We start from the raw sequence: 24,243 nt of genomic DNA on the forward strand, positions 1-24,243 counted from the left end.
CGCCGCCGCTTATCGGCCACGGTGAAATGAGTCGTTCAGCGCGACCAGCCGAGCCTCCAGCCAATCGATGAAGCCTGGCTCCGGCACGGCCTCCACTTCCAGTACCCAGCTGTTTTCTGGCGCGATCGCCTGGCACTTCTCGGCGTCCTTGGCGGTCATCACCAGCGGACGTGCGTCGGAAAAGGCCAGGTCGCCGGGCGTGAAAGGGTGGTGATCGGCAAAGGCATGCGGCACCGCCTCAACCCCAAGCTCGGCCAGCGTGGCGAAGAAGCGTACCGGATTGCCTATGCCTGCCACCGCATGCACCGGGCCGTCAAACGGCAGCGGCACGAGCGCCTGGGCCGTGCCCGAACGCAGCTCACGCCAGCGCACCGGCGCGAGGCGAAAGCCCCAGGCCCGGTCGGGTGGCGTGAAGGCGGGCTCGCCATTGATCAGCAGCGCATCCACGCCGTCCAGGCGAGAGAGGGCTCTCGCAGCGGCCCCGCCGGCAGGCAGCGGGCATTGCCGAAGCCTCGCCGGCCGTCGACCACCACCAGCTCGAGGTCGCGCCCCAGCGCCAGGTGCTGAAGGCCATCGTCGCTGATCAGGATATCGCACCCCTCGGCGAGCAGCGCCCTGGCGCCACGCGGGCGATCGGGGTCGACCATCACGGGTAGGCCGGTCTGGCGTGCCAGCATGCGCGGCTCGTCGCCGCTGTGGGCCAACGGGGTCTGTGGCGTCACTCGCAGAGGGTAGCCGGCGCCCTGGGCCGCCTTGCCGCCGTAGCCCCGCGACACGATGCCCGGCCGCCAGCCACGTGCCGCCAGGTGCCGCGCCAGCCAGGCCACCAGCGGCGACTTACCGGTGCCGCCCAAAGTGACGTTGCCGACCACGATCACCGGCACCTCGGCCCGCCATGTCGGGCGGCGCCCGGCCCGGTAGGCCTCGGCTCGGCGCTGCACCCCACAGCGGTAAATCGCTTCCAGCGGACGCAGCGCCCGCAGCCAGGCGCCGTCCTCGTAGGCGGCCTTCAGCCACTGCCTGGCCAGCGCCTCCTTCATGCCGGGCTCTCCTGAAACTGCAACCGATGCAGGGCGGCATAGGCGCCGTCACGGGCCAGCAGGTCGGCATGGGAGCCCTGCTCCACGATGCACCCCTGTTCCATCACCACGATGCGGTCGGCCCGCTCGATCGTGGAGAGCCGGTGGGCGATGACCAGGGTGGTGCGCCCCCGGCAGACCTCCTCCAGCGCCTGCTGGATATAGCGCTCCGACTCGCTGTCCAGCGCCGAGGTCGCCTCGTCGAGGATCAGCAGCGGCGCATCCTTGTAGATGGCACGGGCGATGGCCAGGCGCTGGCGCTGGCCGCCGGAGAGCATCACCCCGTTGTCGCCGACCACGGTGGCGTAGCCTTGGGCCAGCGGCGCGATGAACTCATGGGCATAGGCTGCGCGCGCGGCGGCCTCGATGGCCGCGGGGTCGGCGCCGGGCATGCCGTAGGCGATATTCTCGGCGATGCTGGCATTGAACAGGGTCACCTGCTGCGAGACCAGGGCGATCTGGCGGCGCAGCGGGGCCAGGCGATAATCGTCGATCGGCACTCCGTCGATCAGCACCTGCCCGGCGCTGGCCCGGTAGAAGCGCGGCAAAAGACCCGCGAGAGTCGTCTTGCCGCTGCCGGAACGGCCGACGATCGCCACCATCTCACCCGGCTCGATAGCCAAGTTGATGCCCTTGAGTACCTCGGGCTGGTCATCATCGTAGCGGAAGCGCACGTTCTTGAGCTCGACCCGCCCCTCGAGCCGCGCCGGCGCCAGGGTGCCTTCATCCTGCTCGGTCGGCACCTCAAGCAGGCTGAACAGCTCGCCCGCGGCGGCGATGCCCTTCTGGACCTCGCTGTTGATCTCGGTGAGCTGGCGCACCGGCTTGGCCATCAGCGAAGCGGCGGTAATGAAGGCGACGAACTCGCCTGGGGTCATGTTGTCCAGCAGCGCCGGCGACATCGCCAGCCATACCAGCAAGGCCAGCGACAGGGCCACCAGAAGCTGAATCACCGGCGTGCTGATCGCCTTGGTCAGCGCCTCCTTCATCTTCTGCTGGCGGTTGTAGTCACTGGCCCCGGCGAAGCGCGCCTTTTCGTACTCCTCGGCCCCGTGAGTACGCACCACGCGGTAGCCCGAGAGCGCCTCGGAGGCCACGTGGGTGACATCGCCCATGGAGTTCTGGATGCGCTGCGAAATACGCCGGAAGCGCTTGCTGGCATAGCTGACCACGCCGGCGATCAGCGGGGTTACTGCCAGGAACAGCAGGGTCAGCATCCAGTTGGTCCAGAACAGGTAGCCGAGCAGGCCGATGACGAACAGCCCTTCGCGCAACAAGATAGTAATAGCGTTGGTGGCCGCCCCGGTGACCTGCTCGACGTGATAGGTCACCCGCGAAATCAGGTGGCCGCTGGAGTGGGCGTCGAAGAATCGGCTGGGCAGGTGCAGCATGTGGTTGAAGACGTTGCAGCGCAGCGCATGGACCACGTTGCGTGCCACGTTGCTCATGAAGTAGGTGCCGAGGAACGTCCCCACCCCTCGGGCGGCAAACATGCCCACCACGAACAGCGGTAGCAGCAGGCGGAAGGCGGCATCCGGGTTCTGGATGCCGTCGATGAGGCGCTTCATCATTTCGGCCAGCGCGGTGCTCGAGGCGGCGTAGAGGGCGTAGCCGACAATGGCCAGCAGGAAGGAAACCCAGTGGGGCTTCACGTAGGCGAGCAGGCGCTTGTAAAGGGCCCAGCCCGTCGCTTCGCTGTGGTCTTGTATCACGGTGTCTCCGCTTGCGTGGGTGTCGCCGGGGCCGCCCGCGTGGCGATGCGGACCTGACGGATGCCGAGCGAGCCGGCGGCGTCGAGCGCACGCACCACATCGGCGTGCCTGGCGCGGGCGTCGGCTTCGACGATGAGGCCCTGCTGGCGCGCCTGCTCGGCGTCGCCGGCCATGGCGCTGGCGAGGCTATCCGCCGGCAGCCGGCGTTCGCCCAAACGGTAGTCGCCCTGCTCGGTCACGACCAGCACGACGGGGGTACGCTCCAGGTCAACGCCGGCGCTGCTCTCCGGCAGTTCCAGCTCCAGGGCCTGACGGGTCTCGAAGGTGGTCGAAACCATGAAGAAGATCAACAGCAGAAACACCACGTCGATCAGCGGCGTCAGGTTGACCTCCACCGGCTCACGGCGACGGCGGGCAAATCTCACGGCCTGCGAGCCTCCGCCAGGCCGGCGCCCGCCTCGCGGGGAGTGCGCCCTGCCGCTCCTTCCTGAAAAACGAGCTCGCCCGGATAGTGGGCCAGGAACTCGACCACCTGGCCGGCCTGCTCCTCCATGCGCACGGTGATCTCTTCAACCCGACGCACGAAGTAGCGATGGAACATCAGCGCCGGGATCGCCACGGTGAGCCCCGCCGCAGTGGTGACCAGCGCGCGGGAGATGCCGCCGGCCAGCTCGGCGGTGCGGCCCACGCCGTCCGCCGAGACGATCACCGCAAACACCTCGATCATGCCGACCACGGTTCCCAGCAGTCCGATCAGCGGGGTGATGGCGGCGATGGTGCCCAGCGGGCTGAGGAAGCGCTCCATGTCATGGATTACCGCCGTGGCCGCCTCCTGCAGCCGCGCTCGCACCTGCTCGTGGCCCAGCCGCGCATTGCGCAGCCCGGCCGCTAGCACCCCGCCCAGGGGCGAGTGGCTTTCCAGCCAGAAGAGGTTGACCTGCCCGCGCGCCACCGGTGAGCACACCTCCTGGCCCAGCCCATAGGGCGCGATGCGCCGAGCGCGAAGGGTCCACAGGCGCTCGATGATGATCACCGTGGCCAGCAGCGAGCAGCCCAGCAGCGGGATCATCAGCCAGCCACCGGCGATGAGCGCATCGATCATGTCCATCCCGTCTTCCCTCCTCGCGCATGGCAAGCGGCGCGATCAATGCGGCGATTCTACCCCATGGCACCCCCTTCGACACCGCCGCGGCGCCAGGGAATGGGGCGAGACGCCTGATACGCCAAGGTTTCCTCGCCGCCTAGCCAGAACGTCACGGCACCCTCCAGCGCAGTGCTCCACTGGCAGCTGCCGGCACGACGAAAGCGCCTCACCACCTCGCCATGCGGATGGCCGAAGCCACTGTAGCGACCGGCGCTGTAGATGACGTGTCCAGGCGCGAGCCTCTGCACCAGCTGCGGGCCGGAGCTGGTGCGGCTGCCGTGATGGCCGGCCACCAGCAGTGTGACGGGCCCCTCGACGTCGAGCAGGAAGCGGCGTTCGATCTCTCGCCCGACATCGCCGGTGATCAGCAGGCGGTGTCGGCCCGCCGTGACCTCCAACACGCAGGAACGATCGTTGCTGGAGAGCCCCGCCGACTCGTCGGGCGGCCACAGCACGCGGTAGGCGACGCCGTCGCGCTGCCAGGCCTGACCGCGAAGGCAGAACTCGAAGGGCGCGTCGAGCGACTCGCCGAGCGGCGCCAGGAAGCGCCCCACCGAATGGAGCCGGGTCAGTGCGGCCACGCCCCCGGCATGGTCGAGGTCGCCGTGGCTGACCATCACCTCGTCGAAGCGCTGGCCCTCTGGCCACAGCGTGGCCAGCGGCGCGAAGCCGGAGGCAAAGCGCGGGCCGGTATCGTAGAGCAGGCGATAATTGGCGCTGCGCAGCTCCACCAGCTGACCCTGGCCCACGTCGAAGATGCGTACCTGGAGCAGGCCCGGCGCCACGGCGGGCTCGCGCAGCCCCAGCATGGCCGGCACCAGCAGCAGCGTAGCGCCGACTCGCAGCCGAGCCGCCAGGCCGGGCAGCGCCCAAAGCAGCGACATGAGGCCCAGCATGGCGGCCAGCGGCACCACGAGCTCGACGGGCGGGGTCCAGGGCGGCAGCCGCTCCACGGCAAAGGCAAGCAGGTGCATGAGCCCGGTGGCTAGCTGCTCGAATAGCCACCAGCACGCCGCGTTCACGGGTGCGAGCGGCAGCGTCAGCCAGCCGAGCAGGCCGAGCGGCACCAGCGCCGTACTGACCAGCGGCACCGCCAGAAGATTGACCAAAGGTGCAGCCGGTGCCAGCCGGGCGAAGGCCAGCAGCACGGCGGCGGCCATCAGCGGCGCCAGCAGCAGCTGCGTGCGAAGCAGCGCCCAGCCCCAGCCGCGCAGCCCGCGCGGCCGCTCTCGCCCCTGCCAGATCAGGATCAGCAAGGCGACGGCCAGAAACGACAGCCACAGCCCGGGGCGCCACGCCGAGAGCGGGTCGATCCCCACCACCAGGCCGAGAGCCAGCCACCACGCCTGCCACGGCCCGGGGCATGGCGCCCGCTCGCCACCCACAGGCCGACCAGCGTCATGATCATGGCGCGCATGGCCGGCGGCTGCAGCCCCGCCAGCACGGCATAGGCGACGGCGGCGATCCCGGCCAGCCACCAGGGCCAGGTCGCCAGCCGCCAGCTACGCGGGGTCAGCAGGCGCGCCGCCACGCGGGCAAGCAGCAGCACGAAGCTTGCCACCAGTCCCACGTGCAGGCCCGAGATCACCACCAGGTGCGTGGTGCCGCTGGCGTTGAGCAGCTGCCAGTCGTCACGCTCGAGCCGCTCGCCGGCACCGAGAGTCAGCGCCGCCAGCCAGCGTGACGCCTCCGGCGAGAGCGACTGACGGTCGAGGTGAGCCAGTGCCAGGCGGCGCAGGCTGGCGCCCGCCTCGCTCAACCGCTCGGGCGGCGGCTCATTGCGCATGCTGCCGGTGGCCTGGATGCCTTCCCGCCACAGCCAGGCACGGTAGTCGAAGCCGCCCGGGTTGGCGGAACCGCTCGGTGGCCGCAAGCGCACCGTCAGCGCCCAGCGCTCGCCCTCGCTCATGGGAGGCGCCTCGAAGGCCGTGACGCGAACGCGGCGCAGGCGGTCGCACGGCAACCGTGCGGGGTCGAGCGGCCGGCAGGCGTCGACGCGCACGCGCAGCCGGGTGAGTTGGCCGTCCTGATCGACGCTTTCCAACCGTCCCTCCAGCCGCAGGTCGGCGCGCAGCAGCCCCTCCGGCAGATCGGCCCCTTGCGCCAGCAGCACTTGCCCCGCCGTTGCGGCCATCACCAGCCACAGCATCACGCCGAGCCGACTGCCCCAGCCGAACAGCAGCAGCAGGCCGATGGCCAACCCTTCCAGTAGCCCCGCGGGCACCCACGCGCCCAGCACGACGCCGGCCAGCGTCGACGCGGCCAGTCCCATCGCCCACCCGATTCTCATCCCCCTCCCTGGCCCCCACGGCCAGCCCCCGACGCCACCCCAACCAGCGCTTTTCCCCATGCGGCATGGCGAGGCAGGTGGCATCCATGGATAATACCCGGGTCCCGAAGCAGCGAGCCATACGACATGCCGCGCCGATTCCTGCAGCGCTACATGCCCAATCCCGATACGCTCAGGCGCCAGCGCTCGCTGCGCTTCATGAGCCATCTCATCGGCGACCCCGGTCTGTGGGTTCTGTCGCGTCGCAGCGTGGCCAACGCCTTTTCGGTGGGCCTGTTCAGCGCCATGCTGCCGATTCCGTTCCAGATGGTAGTAGCCGCGTTCGGAGCCTGGGTGCTGCGCTGCAACCTGCCGCTCTCCGTGGGGCTGGTGTGGATCACCAATCCTCTGACCATGCCGCTGATCTTCTACGGCAACTACCGCATCGGCGCCTGGCTGATGGATATGCCCGTGAGGAGGCCCCACACCGCGTCTCGACGCGCTGGATCGCCGAACGCATGGCCGACATCCTGCCGGCCCTGGCGCTGGGTTCGGTGGTCTCGGCCATTGTGCTGGCCATCGTGGGCAACGTCCTCATCCGCCTGGTGTGGCGCTGGCACATTTCACGCAGCTGGAAACAGCGCGCCATGCGTCGCCGCCTCAGGAGGCTGGAATTGGACGACTGACGGGCGGGTGCCCGGTCAGGCAAGGCAGGAGTGCCGGCCGAGTCGCAGCTTGACGACTCGGCCGGCGAGGACGTGGCGTGGCGACCCCACCGGGGTCAGCGCTGCTCCTCGAGCCGCCCGGCATCGAGCTTCATCACCCGATCCTGATGCGCGGCCAGCGAGGGATCGTGCGTGACGACCACGAAAGCGCATTCGGTGGTTCGGGCCAGCTCGTCCATCAGCGCCAGGATGCTCGCCGCAGTGCTCTGGTCCAGGTTGCCGGTCGGCTCGTCCATCAGCACCAGGCTAGGGTCAGTGACCAGCGCCCGGGCAATGGCCACGCGCTGGCGCTCGCCGCCCGAGAGTTCGCCCGGTTTGTGGTCGGCGCGCGCTTCGATACCCACCTTGACCAGCAGCTGCCGTGCCCTCGCCTCGGCGACCTTCTTGCGCTGACCGCGAATGATCAGCGGCAGCGCGGCGTTCTCCAGCGCGGTGAACTCCGCCAGCAGATGATGGAACTGGTACACAAAACCGATGTGTCGATTGCGGAACTTGCCCAACGCCGCCTCGCCAAGCTCGAGCAACGACTCGCCGGCGATCACCACCTCGCCGCGGCTGGGACGATCGAGCCCGCCGAGCAGATTCAGCAGCGTGGTCTTGCCCGAGCCGGAGCTGCCGACGATGGCCACACGCTCGCCGGCGCGTACCTCCAGCGACAGGCCGTCCAGCACCGTGATGTCCTGAGGGCCCTCGCGATAGACCCGCGTCAGGTCGCGGCAGGACAGCATGACCCGGGCCTTGGCAGGGGTGCTCACGGAATTCTCGTTATTCACGGCCGCCTCACTCATAGCGCAGGACCTCCGCCGGCTGGACCCGCGACGCGCGCCAGGCCGGGTAGAGAGTCGACAGGAAGGTCAGGACGAAGGCCGCGGCAACGATGTCGCGCACGTCGTCCCAGTGCAGGCGCGACGGCAGGTCGCTGATGAAGTAGACCCCGGCGTCGAGGAACTGGATGCCGAGCACCGACTCCACCCAGCCGATCAGGTCGGAGATCGTCAGCGCCAGCAGGATGCCGAGCCCCACGCCGATGGCGATGCCGATCACCCCGATGGCGAGCCCCTGCACCACGAAGATGCCCATGATCGAGCGCGGCGTGGCGCCGATGGTGCGCAGGATGGCGATATCGGCGTGCTTGTCGGTCACCACCATCACCAGGGTGGAAACAATGTTGAAGGCCGCCACGGCGATGATCACGGTGAGCAGCAGCGCGATCATGCGTTTCTCCATCTGGATCGCCTGGAACAGGTTGCCGTGGGAGAAGGTCCAGTCGATGCCGCGATAGCCTGGCCCCAGCTCGTTGATGATGGCGCGGGTCTCGCTGGCCGCCACGAACAGATCGTCCAGCTCCAGGCGTAGCCCGCCCACCGCATCGCCCAGTCGCGCCAGTGTCTGCATGTCCTCGATGTTGGCATAGGCCAGGTTGGCATCGAGATCGGCGCCGACGCTGAAGATGCCGCTCACGGTGAAGCGCTTGAGCCGCGGAAAGACCCCGGCCGGGGTAATCGAAGCTTCCGGCACCAGTAGCGTGACCCGGTCGCCCACGCCCACCCCCAGGTGACGCGCCAGCAGCGAGCCCAGCACGATGTTCCACTCGCCCGGCTGCAGGTCGTCGAGGCTGCCGCGCTGCATGTGGCGGCCGATGATCGAGACGCGATCCTCCCATTCCGGGTGGATGCCGTTGACCATGGCGCCCTCGTTGCGGCCGGCCACCGAGAACATGCCCTGCTGCTGGATGTAAGGCGCGGCGCCGATCACCCTTTCGCGCTGCATCAGCTGCTCGGCCAGGGCCTCCCACTCGACCAGGCCGCTGCGCGACTCGATCTTGGTGTGCGGCACCATACCGAGGATGCGCGTGCGCAGCTCGTGGTCGAAGCCGTTCATCACCGAGAGCACCAGGATCAGCACCGCCACGCCCAGCATCAGGCCTAGCATGGAGGTGAGTGAGATAAAAGAAATGAAGTGGTTGCGGCGCTTGGCGCGGACATAGCGCAACCCGATCAGCAGTGGCAGGCGGTCGAGCATCATCGCGTTCCTAGTCAGAGGGGGCCCATGGTACGGTTTTTTACTGACGACTGCATCGGCTGCGATGCGCTTTCCCCAAGCTTGCATCATTGCCACGCTGCGCCTACATTGCGCCGTCTTGGTGCCACGCACCGCATCACCCAGGTTCCTGACACCGCCCCCGCCGCCACCCGCGAGGTTATCCCATGGCCCACCGCCTGCTTCCCGAATGGCACCCTCAGGATGCCGTCCAGCTCACCTGGCCCAGCCCCGAAAGCGACTGGGCGCCGCTGATCGAGCGCATCGAGGCCACCATGGAAGCCATGGTAGTGGCCATCGCCCGCTATCAGCACGTGCTTATCGCCGTGCCCGACGCTGCCACGCGCCATCACCTGGCCCAGCGTTTCGCCTACCTCGGGGTCGATGCCTCGCGGCTGCACATGGCGGTGGTCGAAGCCGACGACACCTGGGCCCGCGACCACGGCCCCATCGCCATCGAACGCGACGGCAAGCCGGTGCTGCTCGACTACGTTTTCACCGGCTGGGGCGGCAAGTTCGAGGCGGACCGCGACAACGCGCTGACTCGCCGCCTGGCCGAGGCCGGCCACTATGCCTGCCCAGTGGAATCGCAGGCGATCGTCCTCGAAGGCGGTGCCATCGAAACCGACGGCGAGGGCACGCTGCTCACCACCGAGGCCTGCCTGCTCAACCCCAACCGCAACCCCGAGCTCGACCGCCAGGCGGTGGAGGCCCGGCTCAAGGCCGACCTGGGCGTCAAGCGGGTGCTGTGGTTGGCCAACGGCCACTTGGAAGGCGACGACACCGACAGCCATGTGGACACCCTGGCGCGCTTCTGCGACCCCTCCACCATCGCCTATGTGCGCTGCGACGACGAAAGCGACCCACACTACCCGGCCCTGGCCGCCATGGAAGCCGAACTTCAGGCGCTGCGCCGCTCCGACGGCGAGCCCTACCGCCTGGTGGCACTGCCCTGGCCGCGCCCCTGCTTCGACCCCACCGACGGGCATCGCCTGCCGGCCACCTACGCCAACTTCCTGATCGTGAACTCTGCGGTGCTGGTGCCTGTCTATGGCGATGCTGCCGACAGCCGGGCGCTCATCGCCCTGGCCGGCGCCTTCCCCGGCCGCGACATCGTGCCGATCGACTGCACCAGCGTGATCCGCCAGCACGGCAGCCTGCACTGCCTGACCATGCAGCTGCCCCGGGGCAGCCTCGCTGCCGCCACTCAGCAAGGAGAAACTTCATGACCCGCACCCTCAAGGTCGGCCTGGTCCAGCAACCCGCCTGGCCCGACAAGAGCCGGAGCCTGGCCGAGAGCGAGGCCGGCGTGCGCGAGCTGGCTGCCCACGGCGCCGAGCTGGTGCTGCTGCAGGAGCTGCATGCCACCCACTACTTCTGCCAGTACGAGGACACCGAACTGTTCGACCTGGCCGAGCCGCTGGACGGCCCCACCGGCCAGCGCCTGTCAGCGCTCGCGGCGGAGCTCGGCATCGTGCTGGTCGGTTCGCTGTTCGAGCGCCGCGCCCCGGGCCTCTACCACAACACCGCCGCGGTCTACGACCGCGACCACGGCCAGGTGGGCGTGTACCGCAAGATGCACATCCCCGACGACCCGGGCTTCTACGAGAAGTTCTACTTCGCCCCGGGCGACCAGGACGACAGCCGCCAGCAGGGCTTCCAGCCCATCGACACCTCGGTGGGCAGGCTGGGCCTGCTGGTGTGCTGGGACCAGTGGTATCCCGAGGCGGCGCGACTGATGGCGCTAGCCGGCGCGGAACTGCTGCTCTACCCCACCGCCATCGGCTGGAACCCGCCCGATGACGACGAGGAGAAGACGCGCCAGAAGGAGGCCTGGACGCTGATCCAGCGCAGCCACGCGGTGGCCAACGGGCTGCCGGTCATCGTTGCCAATCGCGTCGGCCATGAGCCTGACCACTCGGGCGTCGGTGCCGGAATCGATTTCTGGGGGGCAGCTTCGTCGCCGGGCCCCAGGGGAGCTGCTGGCCCACGCCGGCACCGAGGCCGAGCGTATGCTGGTCACGCTCGACATGAGCCGCGGCGAGGACGTGCGGCGCATCTGGCCCTACCTGCGCGACCGCCGCATCGATGCCTATGGTGACCTCACCCGGCGCTACCGGGATTGACACCCATGGGCCTTACGCGCAAACGGCTCCGGCGACAGGCCCCGGAGCGCCGGACCGTCGATGAGGCGCTGTAAACCCCTCCCTGGGCGCCAATTTTGCCCTGCTGCGCTCTCGCATCCTGCTCCACTTGCAGGGCCGGAGCTGGCCATGCATGGCCAGCCCGTTCGGAGCGTTGCTCCTCACCCATGGCAAAAAACCTCCTCTCCGGTCTATCTCCGGAACCTCAGGGAGCTCTCGCTGGAACTGGTCGGACTCATAAAGAAAAACCCACCGCTGCCAAAGCATGCGGTGGGTTTTTCGTTTGCCGCCAGGTTCAGGCGTCCGGCGCTTTCCAGAAATCGCGGATCGAGGCGATGCCTTGGGCGCCCACGGCGCGGGCATGGTTGGCATCGAAACGGGTCATTCCGCCCAGCGCGAACACCGGCATGGCGGCCCGCTCCACCAGCTGCTGGAAGTCGTGCCAGCCCATCGGCGCCACCTCGGGGTGCGACGGTGTGGTGCGCAGCGGCGACAGCGTGACGAAGTCGCAACCGATGCGAGCGGCCTGGGTGAGCTGCGTCTGGTCGTGGGTCGAGGCCGACAGCCACTTGCCTTCGGCGATGGGCCGCCGCTCCAGCTGCATCAAACGCTCGCTGGTAAGGTGGATGCCATCGGCATCGACCGTGCCCAGCAGGGCGGGTTCGCCGTTGAGCAGCAGGCGTGAACCGTACTGGCGACACAGCGCCAGGGCGCGCTCGGCACGGGCCAGGTAGGCCGTCTCGTCGAGCGTCTTGGCCCGCAGCTGCACCAGGCGCACGCCGTCTTCCACCAGAGCACGCTCCAGGCAGGCGACGAACAGGCCTTCATCGCTTTCCTCATCGGTGATGAGATACTCGGTAGGCAGCATCACCGCCTGCAGGATGGGCAGGTTGGCGGCGGGGAACGGGTAGCTGACCAGCTCCTCGAGCGGCACCCAGCGCACCGCCTGGCCTTCTCGGCCGAAGGGCTCGCCGCTGAACTCGTGCACCTGCCACACGTCCAGCAGGATGTGCTTGTCGGGATACTCGTGGTGGATGCGGATCAGCGGCTGAGCCCGCCGAATCTCCACCCCCAGCTCCTCATGTAGCTCCCGCTTGAGCCCCTCCAGGCCGGTCTCGTAGGGGGCCAGCTTGCCGCCGGGGAATTCCCACAGCCCGCCATGATCGACGTTGGAGGGGCGACGAGCGATCAGCGCCTTCTTGCCATCCGAACTGATAATGGCCGCCGCCGCCGCGTGCACCCTTCTTTTCACCATAACGTTCATTCACTCTTCCACATGTTCCAAGCCGGCTTCGGCAGGAGGATCGTCGTCGGCCCTGTGTCTCAACGATAGCCCGTCTCAACGGTGCCCTGACTCAACTACGATAGTCGGCATTGATGCTGACGTAGTCATGCGAGAGATCGGTGGTCCACACCGTGGCACTCTCCTCGCCGCGCCCCAACGCAATGCGGATGGTGATCTCTTCACCCGCCATGACCCGGCTGCCCTGCGCCTCGGTGTAGCCCGCGGCGCGCCCGCCATGTTCGACCAGGCGCACGTCTCCCAGGTCGATGACCACGCGGTTGACGTCGAAATCCGCCACCGGGGCGCGTCCCACCGCCGCCAGGATCCGTCCCCAGTTGGCATCGGAGGCGAACAGAGCTGTCTTCACCAGCGGCGAGTGGGCCACGGTGAAGGCCACGTCCAGCGCCTCCTTGCGCGTGGCCGCCTCGCCCACCTGCAGCGTCACGAACTTGGTGGCACCCTCGCCGTCGCGCACGATGGCCTGGGCCAGCTCGGTCATGACGCGCTGCAGGCCGTTGCGGAAGATCGCCACCTGCTCATCGCTGGCCACCGTCGCGCCACGCCCGGTGGCGATCAGCATGCAGGCATCGTTGGTCGAGGTGTCGCCGTCAACGGTGATGCAGTTGAACGAGCGATCCACCGTCTCGCGCAGCAGCGAATCCAGCAGCGACTGTTCGATGGCAGCATCGGTGGCGACGAAGGCCAGCATGGTCGCCATGTTGGGATTGACCATGCCCGAGCCCTTGCTGATGCCGTTGATGGTCACCTGCTGCTCACCGATCTCCAGGGTCACGCTGACCCCTTGGGCCGCGTATCCGTCGTCAGGATACCCTCGCCGGCCTGCTGCCAGGCCTGCGCGCCCTCGCCCAGGCTATCCAGGGCGGCGGGCAGGCCAGCCAGCAGCCGCTCCATCGGCAGCGGCTCGCCGATCACCCCGGTGGAGAACGGCAGCACGCTGTCCTCGCCCACGCCGGCCAGCTTGGCCAGCTCGGCACAGGTGGCCCTGGCATCGCGCAGGCCGATCTCGCCGGTACCGGCATTGGCATTGCCGGTGTTGATGACAAGGAAGCGAGCCCCTCGCCGCGAGCCTGGCAGCCCTCCAGGTTCGCCTTGGCCACCGTCACCGGGGCGGCGCAGAAGGCGTTGAGCGTGAAGCTGCCGGCCACCGTCGCGCCTTCAGCAATCTCGATCACCACCAGGTCGCGGCGGCCCGGCTTCTTAATGCCCGCCATGGCAGTCCCCAGCCGCAGCCCCTCGATGCCCGGCATGGCCGGAAAACGTGTCTCACCCACTGCCATGTTGCGCAACTCCTACGTGAATGCTCGGCCGAGGCACCACCGGCACCAGGCCTTCCGGGCCTTGGTGCCGGTAGGCAGGCCAGTGACTAGTTCAGCTTGCCGCAGCACTGCTTGTACTTCTTGCCCGAGCCGCACGGGCAGGGTCATTGCGCCCCACCTTGGGCCCCTCGCGCCGCACCGGACGGCCATCGCCGGCTGCGGGGCCGGTCGGCGCCTCGCCCTCGCTGAGCTCCGCGGCATCGTGGCGGCTGGCGGCCGAGGCCTTCTCGCGCTCCAGGGCCTCGCGGCGCTGGCGCTCGAGCTCATCGACCTCCTCCGGCTTGCGCACCTGCACATGGCTGGTGATGCGCGTGATGTCGGCCTTGATGTTGGTCAGCAAGGACTGGAACAGCTCGAAGGATTCGCGCTTGTACTCCTGCTTGGGGTTCTTCTGTGCATAGCCGCGCAGGTGAATGCCGCGCCGCAGGTGATCCATCGACTGCAGGTGCTCCTTCCAGCGGGTGTCGAGCACCTGGAGCATGATCTGCTTCTCGAAGCGGCGCATCAACTCGGCGCCGGCCGTGTCGATCTTCTCCTGGTAGACCTGGCGATGCAGCTCGTGCAGTCGCTCGCGCAGCTGCTCTTCGTGGAAGCGCTGGTCCTGCTTTGCCCAATCGACCAGCGGCGCATCGAGGTGGAACTCGGCTTTCAGGTGCTCCTGCAGGCCTGCCAGGTCCCACTGTTCCGGCAGGCTCTGGGGCGGCACGAAGTCGCTGATGGCAAGGTCGAGCACCTCGTCGCGAATGCCCAGCACGTTCTGGGAAACGTCGTCGGCGGCCAGGATCTCGTTGCGCTGCTCGTAGATCACGCGGCGCTGATCGTTGGCCACGTCGTCGTACTCGAGCAGCTGCTTGCGGATGTCGAAGTTACGGCTCTCGACCTTCTTCTGCGCCCGCTCCACGGCGTTGGTGACCATCTTGTGCTCGATCGCCTCGCCGCGCTCCAGCCCCAGCGCCTTCATCATGCGCTGCACCCGATCGGAGCCGAACAGGCGCATCAGGCTGTCTTCCATGGAGAGGAAGAAGCGCGTCGAACCCGGGTCGCCCTGGCGGCCGGCGCGGCCGCGCAGCTGGTTGTCGATGCGCCGCGATTCGTGGCGCTCGGAGCCGATCACGTGCAGGCCCCCGGCCTGGAGCACCGCCTCGTGGCGTGCGCGCCACTCCTCGCGCAGCTTGGCGATCTGCTCTTCGCTGGGGTTGTCGAGCTTGGCCGCCTCGGCTTCCCAGTTGCCGCCGAGCACGATGTCGGTACCGCGTCCGGCCATGTTGGTGGCGATAGTGACCGCCCCGGGTCGCCCGGCCTGGGCGATGATCTCCGCCTCGCTCTGGTGCTGCTTGGCGTTGAGCACGTTGAAGCGCAGCCCCTCCTTCTTCATCAGCCCGGCCAGGTACTCCGAGGTCTCGATGGAGGCGGTACCGACCAGCACCGGGCGCCCCGCTTCGGTCTCGGCCTTGACGTCCTTGATGATCGCCTCGTACTTCTCTTCCGCCGAGAGGTAGACCAGGTCGTTGAGGTCGCGCCGAACCAGCGGACGGTTGGTCGGGATGACCACCACATCGAGGCCGTAGATCTGGCGGAACTCGAACGCCTCGGTATCGGCGGTCCCGGTCATGCCGGCCAGCTTCTCGTAAAGGCGGAAGTAGTTCTGGAAGGTGGTGGAAGCCAGGGTCTGGCTCTCGCGCTGTACCGGCACGCCCTCCTTGGCCTCCACCGCCTGGTGCAGGCCTTCCGACCAGCGCCGGCCCGGCATGGTACGGCCGGTGTGCTCGTCGACGATCACCACCTGGTTATCGGCCACGATGTAGTCGACGTCGCGATGATAGAGATGGCGGGCACGCAGCGCGGAGTGCATATGATGCAGCAGGTTGAGGTTCTGGGCGGCATAGAGGGAGTCGTGCTCACCCAAGAGCCCCTCGGCCCGCATCAGCTCCTCGACCTTGTTGTGGCCTGCCTCGGTGATCTCCACCTGCTTCTGCTTCTCGTCGAGCAGGAAGTCGCCATCCACCGGCGCATCGGCATCCTCGGAGACTTCACCCCGCTCCAGGTGTGCCGCCAGGCGGTCGATCACCTTGTAGAGTTCGGTGTTCTCATCCACCGCGCCGGAGATGATCAGCGGCGTGCGCGCCTCGTCGATGAGGATGGAGTCTACCTCGTCGATGATCGCGAAGTGCAGGCCGCGCTGGACCTTGTCCTCCAGTGAGAACGCCATGTTGTCGCGCAGGTAGTCGAAGCCGTACTCGTTGTTGGTGCCGTAGGTAATATCGCAGGCGTAGGCGGCGCGCTTCTCCTCGGCCGACTGTCCGGCGTAGATGATGCCTACCGAAAGCCCGAGGAATTCATACAGCGGGCGCATCCACTCTGCGTCGCGGCGTGCCAGGTAGTCGTTCACCGTAACCACGTGCACACCCTTGCCGGGCAGAGCGTTGAGGTAGACCGCCAGGGTGGCGACCAGGGTCTTGCCCTCGCCGGTCTTCATCTCGGCGATGCGACCGCGATGAAGCGTCATGCCGCCGATCATCTGCACATCGAAGTGGCGCATTCCCATCACCCGCTTGCCCGCCTCGCGCACCGTGGCGAAGGCTTCCGGCAGCAGGGCGTCGAGGCTCTCGCCACGCTCGAGCCGCTCGCGCAGCTCGACGGTACGCTGCTTGAGCGCGGCATCGTCGAGCGCTTCGACCTGGGGCTCCAGCACGCTGACCTGATTGACCTGGCGCTGCATGCGCTTGACTTCACGGTCGTTCTTGGAGCCGACCACCTTGCGTAACAATGTATTGATCATGAAAGGACCCAAAAGCTGCAATTCGCTTGTAGCGGCCGGGCTCCGGCAGGTGAATTCCGCCGGGCCGCCCACTGGCGGTTATCCATTAGCTGCAGTGCGGGTACGTGGGTGGGCCACGACGGGTCAGCACGTCGTGTGCCGCCGTCCAGCGTCGCCGGAGAACGGGCGCGCTGCGCCACACCGAGGCGAGGCGCGGCAAGGCCCGCCGACGGCGGGCAAGACAAGGCAACAGCGCGCGACGCCGGGCCACGTAGCGGCAGCGGGCGCGCATCAGGGTGGGCGCCAGAATGCAGGTCTGCACGACGCGCTCGGCCAGGCGCAGGGTTTCCGCCTGGGTCAGGCCTGCAGGAAGCAGGCAGCTGACCAGCAGCCCCGCCAGCCACCAGCGCGAACGCGCCCGACAGCGCATCGCGCCTCCCTGGACGAGGCGTCAGCGAGGCGGGCGTGCGGGTCCGAGGTCATGCTGTAGGAGTGCTCCCGAGCGTGGTAGGCTCTTGTTCACGGTCAAATGTTCACGGTCAGCTGTCAAAGTCGACGTTACACGGTCGACGGTGGCGACGATCTGAAGGAGTGCCGCTGCTAAGCGTCAGCCCTTAACCGGCCGCTGCCACCCGGCCAAGGGGCCGCCGAGTCGAGAAAATAAGCCCATGAGTATAAAGGTTAAGCGTTCACGCGCACAGTCCATGTCTCGCCTGCTCGACGGAAAGGGTGAACTGGCGCCGCTGATGCGCACGGCTCGGCTGATCGCCCACGCCCAGCAACATCTGCGCGAGCATCTGCCCGAGGAGGTCAGGGAGCATGTGTTCGTAGGAGGCTTCCGCGACGGCAGGCTGACCCTGATCACCGACCGCGCCGTATGGTCGACCTGGCTGCGCTACGAGCAGGCGCGGTTACTGGAACTGCTGCACCGCCTGCCCGAGTTCGCCCCGGTGCGCGGCTTTCACCTCAAGGTACGCCCGGTCAGGCCGCTCAAGACACCGCTCAGGCAGACACGCCACCTGCCGGCACGGGCCGCCGACGAGATCGCCGCCTGCGCCGCCGACACCGAGAACCCGCGGCTCAGGCGCGCCCTGGAGCGGCTGGCTTCCCACGCCGAGCGCCCGGACTGAGCCGCGGCTCGCCGCAGGCGGTTACTGCCGTTGGTAGGTGATGCCGTCGAGCTCGACCTCGCGAATCTCATGGTAGGCAATGGTGACACCGTTCATGTCGCCCGGCTCCCCTTCATGCTCGGCGAGACGCGTCTCGGGTATGACCTTCACGCCCGTCATGCCGACATGCTGCACGCGCGCCGAGAAGCACTTGCCTTCATGCTCGACCACCATCCGCTCGCCGAACATGCAGCGCTGTACCTGCGTCATCAGCTCCTCTTCGCTGACTCGTTGAACCGTCATCGCGATCTCCTTTCGCCTTGCCCCGCCACCTCGGCGGGGGCGTACATACCTTCGAAGCCGGCAGCGAACCGCCCGCTGCCGCTATAGCTCACTGTAGAAGAGTGAGACGCTTTCGCCATGCCACGCGCTGGCAAGCCGCGCCCGGCTGACGCTATGCTGTGGCCTCACCTAGCGCATCAAACGCCTCGCCCAGCTAGCTCGGGGAACGCATATGTCGCTCAGCAAGACCCAGTCCAGTTTCTATCGCCGGCTCTACGTCGCCCACCTGGTCACGCTCGGCATCGACAGCGTGCCGGGGCTGATGGCGGCCACCGGCATGCCGCGGCGTACCGCGCAGGACACACTCAAGGCCCTGGCAGAGCTCGACATCCTCTGCAGCTTCGCCGCTACCCCAGGGAGCGGCACAACAGCGGTGGCTACCGCATCGACGACTGGGGCCCGATCGACAGTCGCTGGGTCACCAAGCACGCAGAGCGCATCCGAGCGGCACTCGGCTATCCTGCGTTGCCATGACGCTTCGCCGTTCGTACTCGCAGCGCCTTCGCCGCTCGCTGGGCCGGCTTGCCTTCGCCGCCCTGCTGCTGCCGAACGGCGGCTGCGCCGGCCCGGTGGAACAGACACCGGGGCCCACCCAGGGCGAGCCTCGGCTGCTGCCTCACCAGGTGATCGCCGACGATGGCTACCGCCTGCCGCTGCGTCACTGGCCCGCCACCGGGCAACCCGAGGCCGTGGTGCTGGCCGTGCACGGCTTCAACGACCACGCCGGCAGCTTCGACATCATGGCCCAGGCCCTGAACCCGCTGGGCATCGAGGTCTATGCCCACGACCAGCGCGGCTTCGGCACCACCGACCAGCGCCGACTGTGGGCCGGGCACGAGCGGATGCGTGACGACGTGCTGCTGTTGGCCAGCCTCCTGCACGAGAGCCACCCCGACACGCCGATCTATCTGGTCGGCAAGAGCATGGGCGCGGCGGTGACGCTGCTGGCCATGAGCGCCGAGCCACCCCCGCCGGTAAACGGCAGCGTGCTGATCGCCCCCGCCGTGTGGGGCTCGTACACCATGCCGTGGTACCAGCGGCTGGGACTGTGGCTCGGTGTGCGGCTGATGCCACAGGCCACCTTCTCGGTTCGCGCCACCCGCCGGCTGGGCATCGAGCCTACCGACGACGACGAGATCAAGCGCCAGCTCGCCAGCGACCCGCTGATTCTGCGCAGCGCCCGCATCGACACGCTGCACGGCCTGACGCACACCATGGGGCTGGCGCTGGACGCAGTCGACGACCTGCCCGGCCCGGCGCTGATCCTTTACGGCGACGAGGACCAAGTGATCCCCACCCAGGCCTACTGCGCCTTGATCGAACGCCTGCCCGATAATGATGCGATCCGCCTCGCCTTCTACCCCGGCGGTTACCACATGCTCACGCGCTACAGCCAGCGCCAGCGTACCGAACGGGATCTAGCGGCCTGGCTGCGCGACCCGCACGCCGCCCTGCCCTCCGGACTGGAGGTGGCCCCGGCGATCCTGCAAGCGACCCTGTGCGCCGACTGAACGCAGATGCCACGACGAAGCAACGCACGGCACGCCCCGCCAGCACACGGGGCCGCCGCCGCTCGAGCGCTCACTCTGAAAAATAAAAAAAGCGGCGGGCAAGGCCCGCCGCAAACCACCGATCAGTCATTCTGACCGAGAGAGATGCCTGGTGAATCAGATCTCGAAGCCAAGCCCGAAGTCTTCGGCGCCAAGCGCCATCAGGGAGCCGGCACCGGCCTGGATCATCTGCGCATGGGCGCGAGTACGCGGCAGCAGGCGCTGGAAGTAGAATCGGGCTGTGTGCACCTTGGCCTCGTAGAAGGCGGTTTCCTGGGTACCGGCGGCCAGTGTGGCCTTGGCCTGCTTGGCCGCCCGGGCGAAAAGGTAGCCCAGCGCCACGTAGCCGGAGTACATCAGGTAGTCGACGCTGGCCGCGCCCACTTCCTCGCGATCGTTCATGGCCTTCATGCCGATGCCCATGGTCAGCTCGCCCCACTCGGCGTTGAGCTTGGCCAGCGGTGCGATGAATTCGGCCAGCTCGCTGTTGCCTTCCTCGGCCTGGCAGAACTTGTGGATCTCCTTGGTGAAGACCTTGAGGCTTTCACCCTGGCTCATCAACACCTTGCGGCCGAGCAGGTCGAGCGCCTGGATACCGGTGGTGCCCTCATAGAGGCGCGTGATGCGGGCGTCGCGCACCAGCTGCTCCATGCCCCACTCCTGGATGAAGCCGTGGCCGCCGAAGACCTGCACGCCCTCGTTGGTGGCCTCGAAGCCCACCTCGGTGAGGAACGCCTTGACGATCGGCGTCAGCAGGCCCAGCAGGGTCTCGGCGCGCTCGCGCTCAACGGCATCCTGGCCGTGCTCGACCACGTCGAGCAGCTGGGCGGTGTAGAGCACCAGCATCCGGCCGCCCTCGGCGAAGGCCTTCTGGGTCAGCAGCATGCGGCGCACGTCCGGATGCACGATGATCGGGTCGGCGGCCTTCTCCGGCGCCTTGGGGCCGGAAAGCGCACGCATCTGCAGGCGATCGCGGGCATACGTCAGGGCGTTCTGGAAGCTCGCCTCGGTCAGGCCCAGCCCTTGGATGCCCACACCCAGGCGGGCGGCGTTCATCATGGTGAACATGCAGGCCAGGCCCTTGTTGGGCGGGCCGACGAGGAAGCCCCGGGCAGCGTCGAAGTTCATCACACAGGTGGCGTTGCCGTGGATGCCCATCTTGTGCTCCAGCGAACCACAGGCCACGCCGTTGCGCTCGCCGGGGTTGCCATCGGCATCGGGCATGAACTTCGGCACCACAAACAGCGAGATGCCCTTGGAGCCTTCCGGGGCATCGGGCAGCTTGGCCAGCACCAGGTGCACGATGTTCTCGGCCAGGTCATGCTCGCCGGCAGAGATGAAGATCTTGGTGCCGGTGATCTCGTAAGCACCGTCGGCGGTGGGCACCGCACGGGTCTTGATCAGGCCCAGATCGGTGCCACAGTGCGGCTCGGTGAGGCACATGGTGCCAGTCCACACGCCTTCCACCAGCTTGGTGAGGTAGGTGGCCTGCTGCTCCTCGGTGCCATGATGGCGCAGCGCGTCGGCGGCACCGTGCGACAGGCCGGGGTACATGCCCCAGGCCAGGTTGGTGGAGCAGACCATCTCGTTGAGCACCATGGCCAGCGAGTGCGGCAGGCCCTGGCCGCCATGGGCAGGGTCGGCAGCCAGGCTCGGCCAGCCGCCCTCGACATACTGCTGGTAGGCCTGCTTGAAGCCCTTGGGAGTGCGAACCTCGCCCCCTCCAGCAGGCAGCCTTCCTGGTCGCCGCTCTGGTTCAGCGGCAGCAGCACGTCGCGCGCAAAGCGAGCGCCTTCTTCGAGAATCGCCGCCACCACGTCGGGCGACGCCTCTTCCTCGCCCGGCAGGCTGGCATAGTGAGCGGGATAGTCCAGCATTTCATCCATCACGAAGCGAAGGTCGCGCAGGGGGCCTGATAATCGGGCATCTCAACTCTCCACAAAATTGGTCGCCGAACCACAAATAAGTCGCCGAACGTAGGCGCGTGGGGGCGGCGGCAGCCGCTTTCAAACATGTGTTTGAAACTAGCCGCCGCATCGACGCTAGTCAAGCGCTTGTTTGAAATTGGGCGCGATTCAGGCTAGGACTTTAGTCGCAATTTTATTGGGGAGAAATAAGAGAACGCCCGCAGCCATTGGCCGCGGGCGTTCTTCCTGCACTGCCTTCACTGCATGCGAATGCTGCCGTCGAGGCGAATCACCTCGCCATTGAGCATGGGGTTGGTGATGATCTGCTCGGCCAGGCGGGCGAACTCGTCGGGATGTCCCAGCCGCTTGGGAAACGGCACCGAGGCGGCCAGCGCCTGGGCGGCCTCGTCGGGGATCTCGCTCATCATCGGCGTCTGGAACACCCCTGGGGCGATCGCCATCACACGAATGCCGTGGCGCGACAGCTCGCGCGCCGCGGGCAGGCTCATGCCCACCACCCCGGCCTTGGAGGCACTGTATGCGCACTGTCCCACCTGGCCGTCGAAGGCGGCAACGGAGGCGGTGTTGACGATCACGCCGCGCTCGCCATCCTCGCCTGGCGAATTCTTCGCCATCGCAGCCGCCGCCAGGCGCATCACGTTGAAAGTGCCGACCAGGTTGATCTGCACGGTTCGTGCGTAGGCATCGAGATCGGCGGGCTGGCCTTGGCGGTCGACCAGCTTGGCCACGCTGACCACGCCGGCACAGTGCACCACGCCGGCCAGGCCGGCGTCGCCGCCCAGGGTCACGGCTGCCTCCACCGCGGCCTGCATATCGTCGGCCGAGGTAACGTCGCCGCGCACCGCGCGAGCCACCTCCCCCAGCGCCTCGGCATGACGCTCGACGGCGTCGCTCAAGTCACACAGCACCACCCGGCCGCCCGCGGCGACGAGTCGTTCGGCGGTTGCCGCCCCAAGCCCGGAAGCGGCGCCGGTAATCAGAAAGGTACGGTCCTTCACTTGCATTCAGGGGTCTCCCGGTTCATTTCGCTGCGGGTTCGGCCGTGTCCGCCTTGTCGGCAGCATCGGCACGCAGCTTGAAGCGCTGGATCTTGCCACTGGGCGTCTTGGGCAGGGCATCGACGAATTCGATCACCCGCGGGAAGGCGTGGGTGGAGAGCCGCTCGCGCACCCGCTGGCGGATCTCCTCGGCCAGCGCATCGCTCGCCTCGAAGCCTTCGCGCAGCACGACATAGGACTTGATGATCTCGCCGCGGATCTCGTCGGGCTGACCTACCGCGGCTGATTCCGCCACCGCCGGATGGGTCAGCACGGTGTTCTCCACGTCGGTGGGACCGACGCGGTAGCCGGCGGTGGTGATGATGTCGTCATCGCGGCCGGCGAACTGGAAGGTGCCGTCCTCGTTGCGCACCACCACGTCGCCGGTGAGGTAGTAGCCGTTGGCGAAGGGGTGCTTCTCCTGCCAGGTGTAGCCCTGAAAGAAGTGCGCCGGCGAACGCTCGATATCCACCGCCAGCACGCCCGGCTCGCCCGGGGCAGCTCGTTGTATTCGGCATCGAGAATCGCCAGCCGGTAGCCGGGCATGGGCACGCCCATGGCACCGACGTGCTTGGGGTGCTCCAGCGCATGATGGTTGCAGCAGGTCATGCCGGTCTCGGTCTGGCCGTAGTGATCCATCACCGGGCAGCCCAGCGCACGCTCGACCCAGGTGACCACCTCGGTATTGAGCGGCTCGCCGGCGGAGCTGGCCACGCGCAGCTCCAGCGCCTGGCGGGCATTGTCGAACAGGCCCGAGGCCTTCATCAGCCGGTAGGCGGTGGGGGCGGCGGCAAAGTTGGTGATACGGTGACGCTGCATGAACGCCAGCGCACCGTCGGCGCTGAAGCCCGCTTCGCAGAAGTGCGTGGTCACGCCCAGCAGCAGCGGCCCGGCGATGGCGTAATAAAGGCCGTAGGCCCAGCCCGGGTCGGCCATGTTCCAGAAGCGGTCGCTCTCGCGCAGGTCGATGGCGAGTTCCATGTAGAGCGCGAAGGCCGGCATGCCGGAGAGCGGCACCGCCACCCCCTTGGGCTTGCCCACGGTACCCGAGGTGAACATCTGCAGGAACGGCGCATCTGGCGCAAGCCGCGGCGGGGTGGCCTGGAACGGCGAGTGCGCAAGGGCATCACGCCAGTCGAGGTCGTCGGCGTGCCCCTCGCTCGGGCCACCCACGGCCAGTACCGCGGGGCTCTGGGTGAGGCCGTCGAACTTGAAGCGGTTGGCGTGATCGGTGATCACCAGTCTGGTGTCGGCGCGACCAAGACGATAGTCCACGGCATCGGGGCCGAAGGCGGTGAACAGCGGTTGGTAGACCGCACCGATGCGCCAGGTGGCGAGCACCGCTACCAGCAGCTCCGGCGAGCGGGGCAGCATACAGGCGATGCGGTCGCCAACCCCCAGACCGCGCTCGGCGAACCAGCCGGCCAGACGCGCGCTCCGGGCTTCCAGTTCGGCGTAGGTGAGGCGGTTGACGCGACCCTGAGTATCCTCGTGGACCAGCGCCAGCACATCGCCACGGCCGGCACGCAGGTGGCGACCGCAGCAGGATTCGTAGGCATTGAACTTGCCGTCGCCGTGGTCGTCGAGACGGGCGATGATTTCATCGATCGAGAAACGCTCGTAGTAGGCGGAATACGCAGGAAGGGATTGCGTGCTCATTGACTGCCCTCTTGGCCTGTTGTGCTTGTTGTAGGAGCTTGGGACGGCTGCCACGTCCATGGCTGGCAGCCGCGTCACTCTGCAAAGACTATTCGGTACCGTCGAATCTTTTACCGTACAGTTTG

General features: G+C 67.7%; 14 protein-coding genes and 8 pseudogenes. 6 read left to right on the forward strand and 16 right to left on the reverse strand.

Annotation, left to right across the window (positions count from 1 at the left end):
* Positions 1 to 9 precede the first annotated feature (9 nt).
* From lpxK to ACUDAL_RS10175, 6 genes and pseudogenes are all read right to left on the reverse strand, one after another.
* Positions 10 to 1,040 (reverse strand): annotated as a pseudogene (lpxK, locus tag ACUDAL_RS10150) (tetraacyldisaccharide 4'-kinase).
* Complete coding sequence (msbA, locus tag ACUDAL_RS10155) at positions 1,037 to 2,791, reverse strand: lipid A export permease/ATP-binding protein MsbA (protein WP_444678066.1); 1,755 nt, start codon at positions 2,789 to 2,791, stop codon at positions 1,037 to 1,039. The pseudogene lpxK and the gene msbA overlap by 4 nt, the downstream one beginning before the upstream one ends.
* Entirely contained in the window at positions 2,788 to 3,216 is a 429-nt protein-coding gene (locus ACUDAL_RS10160) for an ExbD/TolR family protein (protein WP_444678067.1), read from the reverse strand. Before ACUDAL_RS10160 ends, msbA begins: the two co-directional genes overlap by 4 nt.
* A complete protein-coding gene (locus ACUDAL_RS10165) occupies positions 3,213 to 3,899 on the reverse strand; it encodes a MotA/TolQ/ExbB proton channel family protein (RefSeq protein ID WP_444678068.1) in 687 nt (228 codons plus the stop codon). The genes ACUDAL_RS10160 and ACUDAL_RS10165 overlap by 4 nt, the downstream gene beginning before the upstream one ends.
* A 50-nt stretch (positions 3,900 to 3,949) precedes the next feature.
* Positions 3,950 to 5,257 carry a ComEC/Rec2 family competence protein gene (locus ACUDAL_RS10170; RefSeq protein ID WP_444678069.1) on the reverse strand — a complete coding sequence of 436 codons (1,308 nt, stop codon included), beginning with the start codon at positions 5,255 to 5,257 and terminating at the stop codon, positions 3,950 to 3,952.
* Positions 5,185 to 6,225, reverse strand: coding sequence for a ComEC/Rec2 family competence protein (locus ACUDAL_RS10175; RefSeq protein WP_444678070.1), 1,041 nt, complete (start codon positions 6,223 to 6,225; stop codon positions 5,185 to 5,187). Before ACUDAL_RS10175 ends, ACUDAL_RS10170 begins: the two co-directional genes overlap by 73 nt.
* 126 nt (positions 6,226 to 6,351) lie before the next feature.
* On the opposite strand from ACUDAL_RS10175, the pseudogene ACUDAL_RS10180 reads away from it, so the two are divergent.
* Positions 6,352 to 6,890: pseudogene (locus ACUDAL_RS10180) on the forward strand (DUF2062 domain-containing protein).
* A gap of 95 nt (positions 6,891 to 6,985) precedes the next feature.
* Here the strand turns inward: ACUDAL_RS10180 and ACUDAL_RS10185 are convergent.
* Both ACUDAL_RS10185 and ACUDAL_RS10190 read right to left on the reverse strand, forming a co-directional pair.
* The gene (locus tag ACUDAL_RS10185) at positions 6,986 to 7,717 is read right to left on the reverse strand and encodes an ABC transporter ATP-binding protein (RefSeq protein WP_444678071.1); all 732 of its coding nucleotides are present in this window, start codon (positions 7,715 to 7,717) and stop codon (positions 6,986 to 6,988) included.
* Entirely contained in the window at positions 7,710 to 8,951 is a 1,242-nt protein-coding gene (locus ACUDAL_RS10190) for a lipoprotein-releasing ABC transporter permease subunit (protein WP_444678072.1), read from the reverse strand. Before ACUDAL_RS10190 ends, ACUDAL_RS10185 begins: the two co-directional genes overlap by 8 nt.
* Positions 8,952 to 9,136: 185 nt before the next feature.
* On the opposite strand from ACUDAL_RS10190, the gene ACUDAL_RS10195 reads away from it, so the two are divergent.
* Positions 9,137 to 10,198: an agmatine deiminase family protein gene (locus ACUDAL_RS10195; protein ID WP_444678073.1), complete on the forward strand. Its 1,062-nt coding sequence runs from the start codon at positions 9,137 to 9,139 to the stop codon at positions 10,196 to 10,198.
* Positions 10,195 to 11,095: pseudogene (locus tag ACUDAL_RS10200) on the forward strand (carbon-nitrogen hydrolase). The gene ACUDAL_RS10195 and the pseudogene ACUDAL_RS10200 overlap by 4 nt, the downstream one beginning before the upstream one ends.
* Before the next feature lie 313 nt (positions 11,096 to 11,408).
* On the opposite strand, the gene ACUDAL_RS10205 reads toward ACUDAL_RS10200, so the two are convergent.
* The 4 genes and pseudogenes from ACUDAL_RS10205 to ACUDAL_RS10220 form a co-directional block, all read right to left on the reverse strand.
* Positions 11,409 to 12,368 (reverse strand): Nudix family hydrolase, encoded by a 960-nt coding sequence (locus ACUDAL_RS10205; protein WP_444679356.1) that lies wholly within the window; start codon positions 12,366 to 12,368, stop codon positions 11,409 to 11,411.
* A 100-nt stretch (positions 12,369 to 12,468) separates the two neighbouring features.
* Positions 12,469 to 13,696 (reverse strand): annotated as a pseudogene (gene argJ / locus ACUDAL_RS10210) (bifunctional glutamate N-acetyltransferase/amino-acid acetyltransferase ArgJ).
* Between the two features lie 86 nt (positions 13,697 to 13,782).
* Positions 13,783 to 16,514: pseudogene (gene secA / locus ACUDAL_RS10215) on the reverse strand (preprotein translocase subunit SecA).
* A gap of 85 nt (positions 16,515 to 16,599) precedes the next feature.
* Entirely contained in the window at positions 16,600 to 16,923 is a 324-nt protein-coding gene (locus tag ACUDAL_RS10220) for a hypothetical protein (RefSeq protein WP_444678074.1), read from the reverse strand.
* Between the two features lie 274 nt (positions 16,924 to 17,197).
* On the opposite strand from ACUDAL_RS10220, the gene ACUDAL_RS10225 reads away from it, so the two are divergent.
* Positions 17,198 to 17,623, forward strand: coding sequence for a DUF721 domain-containing protein (locus ACUDAL_RS10225; RefSeq protein WP_444678075.1), 426 nt, complete (start codon positions 17,198 to 17,200; stop codon positions 17,621 to 17,623).
* Between the two features lie 21 nt (positions 17,624 to 17,644).
* Here ACUDAL_RS10225 and ACUDAL_RS10230 read toward each other — a convergent pair whose 3' ends face one another.
* Positions 17,645 to 17,905 (reverse strand): hypothetical protein, encoded by a 261-nt coding sequence (locus ACUDAL_RS10230; RefSeq protein WP_444678076.1) that lies wholly within the window; start codon positions 17,903 to 17,905, stop codon positions 17,645 to 17,647.
* Between the two features lie 211 nt (positions 17,906 to 18,116).
* Between ACUDAL_RS10230 and ACUDAL_RS10235 the strand changes: the two are divergent.
* Positions 18,117 to 18,418 (forward strand): annotated as a pseudogene (locus tag ACUDAL_RS10235) (winged helix-turn-helix domain-containing protein).
* Entirely contained in the window at positions 18,415 to 19,455 is a 1,041-nt protein-coding gene (locus tag ACUDAL_RS10240) for an alpha/beta fold hydrolase (RefSeq protein ID WP_444678077.1), read from the forward strand. Before ACUDAL_RS10235 ends, ACUDAL_RS10240 begins: the two are co-directional and overlap by 4 nt.
* Positions 19,456 to 19,611: 156 nt before the next feature.
* Here ACUDAL_RS10240 and ACUDAL_RS10245 read toward each other — a convergent pair.
* The 3 genes and pseudogenes from ACUDAL_RS10245 to ACUDAL_RS10255 form a co-directional block, all read right to left on the reverse strand.
* A pseudogene (locus ACUDAL_RS10245) lies at positions 19,612 to 21,421 on the reverse strand (acyl-CoA dehydrogenase C-terminal domain-containing protein).
* A 237-nt stretch (positions 21,422 to 21,658) separates the two neighbouring features.
* Positions 21,659 to 22,426: an SDR family NAD(P)-dependent oxidoreductase gene (locus ACUDAL_RS10250; protein WP_444678078.1), complete on the reverse strand. Its 768-nt coding sequence runs from the start codon at positions 22,424 to 22,426 to the stop codon at positions 21,659 to 21,661.
* Positions 22,427 to 22,442: 16 nt separating this feature from the next.
* Positions 22,443 to 24,118, reverse strand: a pseudogene (locus ACUDAL_RS10255) (AMP-binding protein).
* Between the last annotated feature and the right edge of the window lie 125 nt (positions 24,119 to 24,243).

Origin of the sequence: Halomonas sp. E19 (genome assembly GCF_052439355.1) — a bacterium.
In the GTDB taxonomy this organism is placed as follows: Bacteria; Pseudomonadota; Gammaproteobacteria; order Pseudomonadales; family Halomonadaceae; genus Halomonas.

What these genes read in the sequence shown, in the direction of transcription:
- ACUDAL_RS10240 (WP_444678077.1), top strand. Translation starts at nt 18,415, where the DNA reads ATGACGCTTCGCCGTTCGTACTCGCAGCGCCTTCGCCGCTCGCTGGGC.
- ACUDAL_RS10165 (WP_444678068.1), bottom strand. Translation starts at nt 3,899, where the DNA reads ATGGACATGATCGATGCGCTCATCGCCGGTGGCTGGCTGATGATCCCG.
- ACUDAL_RS10230 (WP_444678076.1), bottom strand. Translation starts at nt 17,905, where the DNA reads ATGACGGTTCAACGAGTCAGCGAAGAGGAGCTGATGACGCAGGTACAG.
- ACUDAL_RS10220 (WP_444678074.1), bottom strand. Translation starts at nt 16,923, where the DNA reads ATGCGCTGTCGGGCGCGTTCGCGCTGGTGGCTGGCGGGGCTGCTGGTC.
- ACUDAL_RS10190 (WP_444678072.1), bottom strand. Translation starts at nt 8,951, where the DNA reads ATGCTCGACCGCCTGCCACTGCTGATCGGGTTGCGCTATGTCCGCGCC.
- ACUDAL_RS10175 (WP_444678070.1), bottom strand. Translation starts at nt 6,225, where the DNA reads ATGAGAATCGGGTGGGCGATGGGACTGGCCGCGTCGACGCTGGCCGGC.
- ACUDAL_RS10195 (WP_444678073.1), top strand. Translation starts at nt 9,137, where the DNA reads ATGGCCCACCGCCTGCTTCCCGAATGGCACCCTCAGGATGCCGTCCAG.
- ACUDAL_RS10205 (WP_444679356.1), bottom strand. Translation starts at nt 12,368, where the DNA reads ATGGTGAAAAGAAGGGTGCACGCGGCGGCGGCGGCCATTATCAGTTCG.
- ACUDAL_RS10185 (WP_444678071.1), bottom strand. Translation starts at nt 7,717, where the DNA reads ATGAGTGAGGCGGCCGTGAATAACGAGAATTCCGTGAGCACCCCTGCC.
- ACUDAL_RS10250 (WP_444678078.1), bottom strand. Translation starts at nt 22,426, where the DNA reads ATGCAAGTGAAGGACCGTACCTTTCTGATTACCGGCGCCGCTTCCGGG.
- ACUDAL_RS10225 (WP_444678075.1), top strand. Translation starts at nt 17,198, where the DNA reads ATGTCTCGCCTGCTCGACGGAAAGGGTGAACTGGCGCCGCTGATGCGC.